This window comes from Kitasatospora sp. MBT63 (assembly GCF_000710465.2).
Lineage (GTDB): Bacteria > Actinomycetota > Actinomycetes > Streptomycetales > Streptomycetaceae > Kitasatospora.
Genome location: NZ_JAIZ01000719.1, coordinates 1 through 11457, shown reverse-complemented (window position 1 = coordinate 11457; position 11457 = coordinate 1). Strand labels below are relative to the sequence as shown.

The following is an 11457-nucleotide window of genomic DNA, read 5'->3' as shown; positions in this document are numbered from 1 at the left end:
GACGGGGGCCTGGGGCGAGGCCCCGGCCCCGCCCGCCAGTACGCGGCGCACGTCCGGCGGCAGTACCCCGGACTGACCGACTTCCTACCAGAGACAGGGGTGGCCGCCTTGGAAGCGGGCATGACCGGCACCGATCCGCAGACCGTCGCCGTCGGCGGCGCCCCCGAGCCGCTGCGGGCCCTGACCCGGCCCGCCGCCGACCCGGCGCACCGGCTGGAACGCTACGCCCGCGGCGCGCTCGCCCGCCGGATGGCCGACCTGGGCCTCGACCGCGCCACCGCCCGGGCGGGCACCGCGGCCGCCGCCGACCTGCTGGGCGTCGTCCCCGAGCACCACCGCCTGCTCGCCGCGGTCCTGGACCTGCTGCGCACCGAGGGCCCGGAGGTCCCGTCCGGCGCCGAGCTGACGGCGGCCCGCACCGCGCTGCTGGCCGACCACCCGGACCTGCTCGGGCACCTCGACCTGCTCGACCTGGCGCTCGCCGCCTACGGTCCGGTGCTGCGCGGCGAACAGCCCGCCACCGCCGTGCTGTTCCCGCGCGGCGACCTCGGCGCGGTCTCCGCGATCTACAGCGGCAACCGGCTCTTCGACCCGGTGAACCGGAGTGCCGCCGAGGAGCTGGCCGCCACCGCCGCCCGACTGACCAGGGCGGGCCGCCGCCCGCGGATCCTGGAGATCGGCGCGGGCGTCGGCGGGACCACCGCCGCCGCGCTGGCCGCGATGGCCCGCCACGGCGTCACCGACGCCGAGTACGCCTACACCGACGTCTCCCGGGCCTTCCTCCAGCACGGCCGCCGCCGGTTCGGCGAGCAGGTCGAGCCCCGGCTGCTGGACATCGAGAAGAGCCCCGAGGGCCAGGGCTTCGCACCCGGGCACTACGACCTGGTCGTCGCCAGCAACGTGCTGCACGCCACCCGCGACCTCACCCGGACCCTGCGGCACGTCGCCGAGCTGCTGGCCCCCGGCGGCCGACTGCTGCTGGTCGAGATCACCGCGCCCGCCGCCGTCTACACCCTCACCTTCGGCCTGACGGACGGCTGGTGGCGCTACGTCGACGCGCAGTACCGGCTGCCGCACGGCCCGCTGCTCGACCCCGACCGCTGGCGTGCGCTGCTCGACGCGGGCGGCTGGCGGCTCGGCGGGGTCGACCACCTGCGCGACGCACCCGGCTGCGTCGCCCTGCTGGACTGCCATGCCCCGGCGACCGCGGACGACCCGGCGACCGCTGACGGCCCGGTACCCGCCCTCCCGGCGGCCGGCGAGGCCGGCGCGGCCACGGCCGGCGGCCGGACCGCCGACCGGCTGCGCGAGATCGTCCGGGACCTGCTCGGCGATCCGCAGGCCGCCGTCCCCGGGTACCTGCCGTGGCAGGAGCTGGGCATCGACTCGCTGCTCAACATGGAGCTGGTCACCACCGTCTCCCGGGAGTTCGGTGCGATCTCCGCCACCGCCCTGTTCGAGCACCGGACGGTCGACGACCTGGCCCGCGCCCTCGACGACCGGGCCCGTCCGGCCGCCCCCGCCGCCCCCGCCGCTCCCGCGGCACCGGCCGCCGACCCCGAGCAGCTGCTCACCGAACTGACCGGACTGGTCGCCGACCTGACCGGCCAGCACCGGGACCTGATCGACCACGACACCGACTTCCCCGGCATCGGAGTGGACTCCCTGCTCAACGGCGAGTTCACCGGCGCCCTGCGGCAGCGCTTCACCGACCGGCAGATCCCCTCGACGGTGCTGTTCGAGCACCCGACGCTGCGCCGGCTGGCGGGCTGGCTCGAGGCACCCCCCGCCGCCGGGGCCGCCGCCGGTACCACCAGCATCGGCACCAACTCCCGCACCGACACCGCCGCTGTGACCCGTCCGGCCCGTCCGGCCCACCCGGCCCGTCCGCAGGCCCCGGCCGTCGCCACCGGCGACCCCGGGCGCCCGGCCGTCGCCGTCATCGGACTGGCCGGCCGCTACCCCGGCGCCGACGACGTCGACGCCTTCTGGCAGCTGCTCTCCCGCGGCCGCACCCCCGTCACCGAGGTCCCCGCCGACCGCTGGGACTGGCGCACCGCCCGCACCACCGGCGGCGGCTACGCCCGCTGGGGCTGCTTCCTCGACGGCTGGGACCGCTTCGACCCGGAGCTGTTCCGGATCACCCCGCGTGACGCCGCCGTGATGGACCCCCAGGAACGGCTCTTCCTCGAGGTCTCCTGGGAGGCCTTCGAGACCGCCGGGTACAGCCGCCGCACCCTGGCGGGCGCCGGCGGCGGCCCCCGGGTCGGCGTCTTCGCCGGCGTCACCGCCAACAGCCACCTGATCGCCCAGCACCAGGCCCGGCTGGCCGGCGCCGACAACCCGGAGTACGCCGTCACGGCGGCCGCCTCGGTCGCCAACCGGGTCTCGCACGCCCTCGACCTGAGCGGCCCCAGCATGACCGTCGACACCATGTGCTCGTCCTCGTTGACCGCGCTCCACCTCGCCTGCCGGGCCGTCCAGGACGGCGAGGCCGACCTCGCCCTGGCCGGCGGCGTCAACCTCTACCTGCACCCGGACCGCTTCGCCGGCCTCTGCGCGCTCGGCATGCCGTCCCGCGGCGACCGGACCCGGGCGTTCGGCGCCGGCGGCGACGGGTTCGTGCCGGGCGAGGGCGTCGGGGCCGTCGTCCTCAAGCGCCTCGACCTCGCCGAGGCCGACGGCGACACCGTCTACGCGGTGATCCGCGGCACCGGGCTCAACCACGGCGGCGGGACCGGCGGGTACACCGTGCCCAACCCGCTCGCGCAGGCCGCCCTGATCGGCGCCACCCTGGAGCGGGCCGGCCTCGACCCCGCCGGGATCGGCTACGTGGAGGCCCACGGCACCGGTACCGAACTCGGCGACCCCATCGAACTGCGTGCCCTGGCACTGGCGTTCGGCGGCGACCGGCCCGCCACCGCCGACGCCGGACTGCGGATCGGCTCGGTCAAGTCCAACATCGGCCACGGCGAGGCCGCGGCCGGTGTGGCCGGCCTCACCAAGGCCATCCTCCAGCTGCGCCACGGCCGGCTGGTCCCCACCCTGCACGCCGAACGGGCCAACCCGAAGCTCGACCTCGACGGCACCCCGCTGATCGTCCAGCAGCGCGCCGAGCCGTGGCCGCGGCTCCACGACGCCGACGGGCGGCCGCTGCCGCGCCGCGCCGCGGTCAGCTCGTTCGGCGCCGGCGGGTCCAACGCCCACGTCCTGCTGGAGGAGTACCGGCCCGCCGACCGGACCGGGAGGCCGCACGGCCCCGTCGTCCTGCCGCTCTCCGCCCCCGACCCGGAGCGGCTGCGCACCCTGGCCGCCCGGCTCGCCGACGCGCTCGCCGCCGGCCCCGGCGCCGAGACCCTGCTCGGCGGCGAGGCCACCCTCGCCGACCTCGCCCGTACCCTGCGGACCGGCCGCGAGACCTGGACCCACCGCGCCGCCGTCACCGCGTCCGACCCCCGGGGGCTGCGCGCCGCGCTCACCGCCCTCGCCGAGGGACGGCACCACCCGGACCTGGTGACCGCCGACACCACCGTCAGCGCCGAACCCGCGGCCACCGCCTGGGTGACCGAGGGCCGGCTGCCCGAACCGGCCGCCCCGGGCCGCCGGGTGGCACTGCCGACCACCCCGTTCGCCCGCCGCCGCTGCGCCCTGCCCGACCCCGGCGGCCAGGACCGGGCCGACGGCACCCCGGTGGACCTGCCGCTCGCCGACACGGTACGGATCCCCGGTGCCCGGACCGTGACCGCCGCACTCGGCCGGGCCTCCCGCTGGGTGGCCGACCACGTGGTCGACGGCGTGCCGCTGCTGCCCGGGGCCTTCCACCCCGAGCTGGTCCACGAGGCCCTGCTCACCGCCGGCCGGTCGCCGTACCGGCAGGTGATCCGTGACCTGGTGTGGCCCGCGCCCGCCGCGGGTCTGCCGATGACGGTCCGCGCCGAGCTGGCCGAGCCCGACGCCGACGGCTGCCGACGGTTCCGGATCGAGGCGGGCCCTGCCACCGGCCCGGCGGCGGCCGCCGCCGAAGGCTGGACCGAGCCGCGCACCACCGACCCGGTGCAGCCCTCCCTGCAGTACCGGATCGCCGACCTCGACCGGCACCTCACCACCGGGACCGACACCGAGGCCTTCTACCGGGCCTTCGCCGACCACGGCTTCGCGTACGGGCCGCTGTACCGCACCGTCCGCCGGGCCGTGCGCAGCGGCGAGGAGACCACCGCGGAGCTGCGGCTGCCGCCCGGCGAGGACGGCGACGGCCGGCAGGTGCTGCACCCGGCCCTGCTCGACGGCGCCTGCCAGAGCGCGGCGTTCCTGCTGCTGGCCGAGGACCCCGCGGCCCGGCGCCGCTACCGGCCGATGGCGGTCGACCGGCTGACCGTGCACGGCCCGGTGACCGGCGCCGCGTACGTGCACAGCCGCCGGGTCCGCGCCGACGAGGCCTCCGGCCTGCACGTCTTCGACCTCCGCCTGGTCGACCCCGCCTCGGGCCGGGTGCTCGCCGAGGTCGAGGGCTTCCGGATCAGGACCGAGCTGCGCGACACCGCCGCGACGCCCGAGCGGGCGGCGGTGCCGGAGACCGCTGCCCCCGCCGGGCGGTCCGTCGCGGCCGACGAGCCGGCGCCGCCGGTGGCCGCCTACCGGCTCGGCTGGGCGGACGCCCCCCGTCCCGCCGCCACCCGCCCGGGAGGCACCCTGTGGACCGTCGGTGACGGTGCGTTCGCCCCCGGCCTGGCCGCGCACCGCGCCGCCCACCTCACACTCGCCCGGGCCGGTGACACCACCGCGCTGGCGGAGACCGCGGCCCGCACCGGCACCCCGGACACCCTCCTGGTGGACCTCACCGGGAGCCTGCCCGGCCTCGGCTTCGGCACCGAACCGCTGACCGCCGGCCGACTCGGCCCGGCCTGGACGGGGTTCGGCTCCGGAGTCATCGACGGGATCTTCGGTCTGCTGCGCGGCCTGGTCCGCAGCCGCGCGCTGGACGGCAGCCAGGTGCTGCTGGTCACCGAGGCGGAGCAGGACGGCGAACCGGCGCCCGCCGTCCGCGCGCTGCACAGCCTGCTGCGCACCGTGGCGGGGGAGACCGGCCGGCTGCGCCTGCGGCTGGTCACCCTCGACGCCGGTGCGGCAGTGACGGGGGAGCTGCTCGCCGAGCTCGGCACCGGGCCCGTGGCGGGCGAGGAGTGGATCCGGCTCGGTGCCGACTCCCGGCGCCGGCGCGCGGTCCTGACGCCGCTGCCGCGGACCGGAGACCCGCTGCGGTCCGGCCTGCCGGGCGAACTGCTCGACCCGCACGGCAGTTACCTGGTGGTCGGCGGCGCCGGCGGACTGGGCCGGCAGCTCGCCGCCGCGCTCCGGGCCGCCGCGCCGACCGCCCACCTGATCCTGGTCGGCCGCTCGGCCCCGGACGAGCAGCTGCTCGCCGAGCTGCGCGGGACCGGGACGGGGACCGTCGACCAGTACCGCTGCGACGTGACCGACGTCGAACAACTCACCTCCCTCGCTGCCGGGTTGGAGCGGTCCGGGACCAGGCTGCGCGGCATCTTCCACACCGCCGGGGTGCTGCGCGACGGCTTCCTACGCGGCAAGACCCCCGAGGCCATCGCGGAGGTGTGCCGGGCGAAGGCGCTGGGCGCCGTCGCGCTGGACGCCGTGTTCGCCGCCCACCCGCTGGACTTCTTCGTCCTCGCCTCCTCGCTGGCCAGCCTGGTCGGCAACCAGGGGCAGTCCGACTACGCCTTCGCCAACGGCTTCCTGGACGGCTTCGCGGCCACCCGGGCCCGCTGGACCGAGCGCGGCCTGCGCCACGGCCGGACCCTCTCCGTGGGGTGGCCGGTCCTCGCCGGCGCCGGCATGGCGCCCGAACCGGCCGCCCTCGGGTACCTGACCGACACCTACGGCCTGCGTCCGCTCGCGGCGGACGCGGCGGTCCGCGAGATGTGGCCGCTGCTGGCGTCCGCGCTCGGACCGGACCGCAGCCACGCGGCGCTGGTCGCGGGGGACCAGGACCGCTGGTCGCAGGCGCTCGGCGTGACCGACCCGGCCCCGGCCGTCCGGGCCCCGGCTCTCGCCGTCCCGGCTGACGCGCAGGCCGCGCCCGCCCCGCAGGCCGGGCCCGCCGACCTGCCGCCGCTGGACACCGCAGCCGGGCTCCCGCGCCCCCGTACCGCGGTGCTGCGCTGGCTGGCCGAACGGGTCGGCCGGGCGATCGGGGTGCCGGCCGCCATGATCGGCCCGGACCGCCCGCTGGTCGAGTACGGCGTGGACTCCATCGCGGTGATGCGCCTCAGCAGGCTGCTGGAGGACGACCTCGGCCGGATCCCGCTGGCGGTGCTGCTGGACAGCGCCACCCTCGGCGAGCTGACCGACCGCCTGCTGCGCGACCACGGCGCCCCGCTCACCGCCGCCGTCGGAGCCGACGACGACCGCACCCCGGCCCCGGACCGCGAGACCGCCCACGCGACCGCCACCGGACCCGCCCCCCACACCGCGGCGCACCCCGGCGACCCCGTCCGCAGCACCGGGACCGCGCAGCAGCCCGGCGCCGCCGTACCGCTGCCCGACCGCCTGATCGGGATGTGGACCTCCGACCAGGCCGCCGCCCCGCTCGCGCCCTACAACATCTCGCTGGCCTGGCACCTGCCCGGCGTCGACCGCGCCGCCCTGCGCCTCGCCCTGGCCGACCTGGTGGACCGCCACCCGGTGCTGGCCTGCTCGGTGCGCCCGCACGACGGCGAGCCGAGCTTCGTCCCCGCCCCGGCCGCGCCCGGCCTGCTGGAACGGTCACCCGAACCCGGCCAGGACCTGGCCGCCGCCCTGCGGCAGGAGGCCGACCGGCGGCTCGCCCTGTCCACCGGACCCCTGCTGCGCGCCGTGCTGTGGACGGACCCGGACGGGCCGGTCCTGCAGCTGACCACCCACCACGTCGCGGTCGACGGCCGCTCGGCCGAACTGCTCGGCCAGGACCTGGCCGCGCTCTACGCGGCCCGGACCGGCACCGGCACCGCCCTGCCGCCGGCCGTCCCGTTCGCCGCCGTCCTGCGCCGCGAGCAGGAGGAGACCCGGCGCACCCGTACCGAGGACGAGGAGTTCTGGACCGCACGGCTGGCCGGGCTGCGCGCCGACGGGCCCTTCCCGCAGGCAGCCGCCGGTGCGGCCGGCGCCCACCGCGAGTACCGGCTCGGCACCGACCTGTCCGCGCTGCTGGCGCGGACCGCGCGCAGTGCCGGGGTGACCCCGTTCACCGTGCTGCTGGCGGCCTTCGCCGCCGCGCTCGGCCGGTCGACCGGGCACCGCTCCTTCCTGGTCGCGGTCCCCACCTACGGCCGGGTCTCGGCCGAGGAGGACACGGCGGTCGGATGCTTCGTCAACTCCGTCCCGCTGCGGGTCCGGCTGGACCCGGACCGGCCGGTCGCCGCCTGGCTGACCGAGCTCCACGAGGAGGTCAGGGGCGCGCTCGCCCACGCCGCGACGCCCTACCCCCGGCTGGCCGAGCTGTGCCGGGTGGCGGGCGGCGACCGGGCCGTCCCCGCGGTGACCTTCGCCTACCAGAACTGGCTGCGCGGCCCGGCCGCCGCGGACCCGGCCGGCTTCGGCCCGCACCGCTACCGGCGCGGCCAGCGCGGCCACTTCGACCTCGGGCTGGAGATCACCGACGGACCCGCGGGCCTGGAGGTGCTGGCCAACCACCGCACCGCAGCGCTGGACGGCACGGCCGTCGACGGACTGGTCGAGGAGCTGCGCCGGCTCGCGGTCGGCGTCTCCCGCGAGCTGCCCGGCGGCACGGTCGGCACGCTGCTGGACCCGGCGTCGGCCACCCTGGTCGGCCGGTTCGCCGACAGCGTCCGCCGGCACCCGCACGCCGCCGCCGTCGAGGACCGGGAGGACACCCTGAGCTACGCCCGGCTGGACGAGCTCTCCGACGCGGTGGCCCGGCAGGTGGCCGCCCTCGCGGCACCCGGCGAACCCGTCGCGGTCCTGATGCACCGCGGCGCCCGGCTGCCGGCCGTCCTGCTCGGCATCCTCAAGAGCGGACGCCCCTACGTGCCGCTGGACGACTCCTACCCGGCCGATCGGCTGCGGATGGTGGTGGAGGGCGCGGGCTGCCGGCTCGCCGTCGCCGACCGGGACCTCGCCGCGCTGCTCCCGGCCGGACTGCGGGTGGTCCCCGCCGACGAGGCCGCCGCATCCGGCGACGGTGCCCCGACCGGCCCGGCCGCCGCGACGGACCCCGCACCCCGGCCGGGCGACCCGGCGTACCTGATGTTCACCTCCGGGAGCACCGGTAGGCCCAAGGGCGTCGCCGTCACCCACGGCAACGTCGTCCACACCCTGGACGCCATCGCCGCCGCCACCGGCACCGGCGCCGACGCCCGGCTGCTGGCCGTCACCACGGTCTGCTTCGACATCTCGGTGCTGGAACTGTTCATGCCGCTGCTGACCGGCGGCACCGTGGTGGTGGCCCGCCGGGCCGACGTCATCGACGCGAGCCGGCTGGCCGGCCTGATCGCCGAACGGTCCGTCACCGTCCTCCAGGCCACCCCGGCCGGCTGGCAGCTGCTGCTGGACGGCGGCTGGCCCGGCGCCCCCGGCCTCACCGCCCTGTGCGGCGGGGAGGCACTGCCGCCGAACCTGGCCACCGCGCTGGCGGCCCGGACCGGCAGCCTGTGGAACGTCTACGGGCCGACCGAGGCCACCATCTGGTCCACCATCGCCCGGGTGACGGACGGCTCCGCCGTCCACCTCGGCGACCCGATCGGGGCGACCGACCTGGTCGTCACCGAGGTCGACGGCACCGCCGAACCGGCCCCGGGCGAGCCCGGCGAGCTGTGGATCGGCGGGCCCGCGGTCGCCCAGGGCTACTGGCAGCGGCCGGACCTGACGGCCGAACGGTTCACCGCGCACCCGAACCGCCCCGAGGGCGGCGGCCGCTACTTCCGCACCGGAGACCTGGTGCGCCGCGACGGACAGGGCCGGCTGGTCTTCCTCGGCCGGGCCGACAGCCAGGTCAAGATCCGCGGACACCGGGTCGAGCTCGGCGAGATCGAGTCCGTGCTGGGGACCCACCCCGGCCTGGCCCGGGTCGTCCTGACGCTGCGCGGCGAGGGCGCCCTGGCCAAGCTGGTCGCGGTCGCCGTCCCCGCCCGCGGCGTGCTCCCGCCCGGCCTGGACGAGCTGCGCACCTTCGCCGCCGCCACGCTGCCGGCCTGGATGCTGCCCGACCGGCTGGTCACCACGGCCGACCTGCCCCTGACACCCAACGGCAAGGTGGACCGCAAGGCCGCCGCCCTGCTCGCCGGGGCGCCCGCCGGGTCGCGGCGGGAGACCGCCGCCGACGGCGGCGTCCGGACGGCGGAGCCCGGCCCGGCGGCCGGCCCGGAGGTACGGAGCCTGGTCACCACCTGCTGGGCCGACCTGCTCGAACTCGACCGGGTCCCCGCGGACCGGCGCTTCTTCGACCTCGGCGGCAACTCGCTGCTGCTCGGCCGGCTGCACGCCCGCCTGGCCGGCGCCTTCCCCGGCGCCGCCCTGGAGGTCGCCGACCTGTTCGCCCGCCCCACGCTCGACGACCAGGTCGAGCTGATCGGCGCCCGGCTGTCGCCCGCGCAGCCGCCCGCAGCCCCGGAACCGCCCGCCCCCGCCGACCGCACCCCGTCCGCCCGTCCGTCCCGCCGCGAGGTGCGGCGCGCCCTTCGACTCGGAGACGACCACCGATGACCCACGACCACCAGCCGGCCGCCCGGGCCGACGATCCCGACGCGGTCGCCGTCGTAGGCCTCGCCTGCCGCTTCGGACCCGCCACCTCCGCCGACCGGCTCTGGGAACTGCTGGAGCAGGGCCGCAGCGGCATCCGCCGCTACCCGCCGCAGGAGCTGGTCCGGATGGGCCACGACCCGCAGCTGGTCGCCCGCCCGGACTTCGTCCCGGCCGGCGTGGTCCTCGACGACGCCGACGCCTTCGACGCCGAGTTCTTCGGCTACAGCCCGCTGCACGCCGAGTGGCTGGACCCGCAGCAGCGGATCCTGCTGGAGACCGCCTGGCACGCGATCGAGGACGCCGGCTTCGCCCCCGACCGCACCGGCCTGCGGACCGCCGCGTACGTCTCGGTCGGCCAGCCGACGGTGCCGCCGGTCGGCATCACCGAGCTGGACGCCGCCGGGATGATCCGGTTCTCCTCCGCCGACAAGGACTTCGCCGCCAGCCGGATCTCGTACAAGCTCGGCCTCACCGGTCCGAGCCTGACCGTGCAGTCGGCCTGCTCCAGCGCCCTGGTCGGGGTGCACCTGGCCGTCGAGGGCCTGCTAGGCGAGGAGTGCGACCTGGCCGTGGTGGCGGCCGCCTCCCTGCACTTCCCGCAGGCCGGCTTCCTGGCCGCGCCCGACATGATCCTCTCGCCGAGCGGCGAGTGCCGGCCGTTCGACGACGACGCCGACGGCACGGTCTTCGGCAACGGCGCCGGTGCGCTGGTGCTGCGCCGCCTGGCGGACGCCGTCCGCGACGGCGACCCGATCCGCGCGGTGATCCGCGGCAGCGCGGTCAACAACGACGGCGCCCGCAAGATGGACTACCACGCACCCTCCCCGGAGGGGCAGGAAGCCGTCCTGCGCGAGGCGCTGGCCGTCGCGGGCGTCGACCCGCACTCCGTCGGCTACCTGGAGACCCACGGCACCGGCACCCACCTCGGCGACCCGGTCGAGTACGCCGCCCTGGACCGGGTGTACGGGGGCACCGGGCGCGCTCGCCCAGCCGCCATCGGCTCCGTCAAGAGCGTGGTCGGGCACCTCAACACCGCCGCGGGCCTCGCCGGGATGGCCAAGGCGATCCTCGCCCTGGAGCACGCCACCGTGCCGCCGCAGGCGCCCTTCCGGACCCCCAACCACCGGCTCGCCACCAGCGGCGGTCTGACGGTCGCCGCCCGGCAGGACGGCTGGCCGGTGCCCGACGGCCCGCGCCGGGCCGCCGTCAGCTCCTTCGGCATCGGCGGCACCAACGCCCACGTCGTCCTGGAACAGGCCCCCGACCCGCGGCCCGCCCGCACCGCCACCACCGTCACCACCGAGCCGCACGCCTTCCCGCTCTCCGCCCGCACCGAGGACGCGCTGCGGGAACTGGCCGCCGCCCTGGCCGACGCCCTGGACCGCCCCGACGCCCCGGCGCCCGCCGACACCGCCCACACCCTGCACACCGGCCGCAGCCACCGCGCCGTACGCGCCGTGCTCCCCGCCCGTACCACCGCGGAGCTGGTCGACGGCCTGCGGCGGCTCGCCGCGCAGGGCCCCGCCGCCCACGCCGACGGGGCACCGGAGCCGTACCTGGCCTGGGTCCGGGGCAGCGGCGACCTGCCCGCCGCCACCGCCACCGCCGACGGGACCGCGCGCCGGGTCCGGCTGCCGGGCTACCCCTTCGCCCGCCGCCGCTGGGAGCGCCCGGGCCTCCCGTCGGCCGCCGCCACCCCGACCG

At 77.9% G+C, this 11457-nt stretch carries 2 protein-coding genes; both read left to right on the top strand.

Annotated features, from left to right (window positions below; all coding sequences use genetic code 11):
- Positions 1–120: 120 nt before the first annotated feature.
- The gene (locus AA75_RS37355; RefSeq protein ID WP_033824874.1) at positions 121–9714 is read left to right on the top strand and encodes a non-ribosomal peptide synthetase; all 9594 of its coding nucleotides are present in this window, start codon (positions 121–123) and stop codon (positions 9712–9714) included.
- The coding region (locus AA75_RS37350) for a polyketide synthase (RefSeq protein ID WP_149038607.1) at positions 9711–11457 on the top strand (1747 nt) is incomplete at its 3' end. The genes AA75_RS37355 and AA75_RS37350, both read left to right, overlap by 4 nt.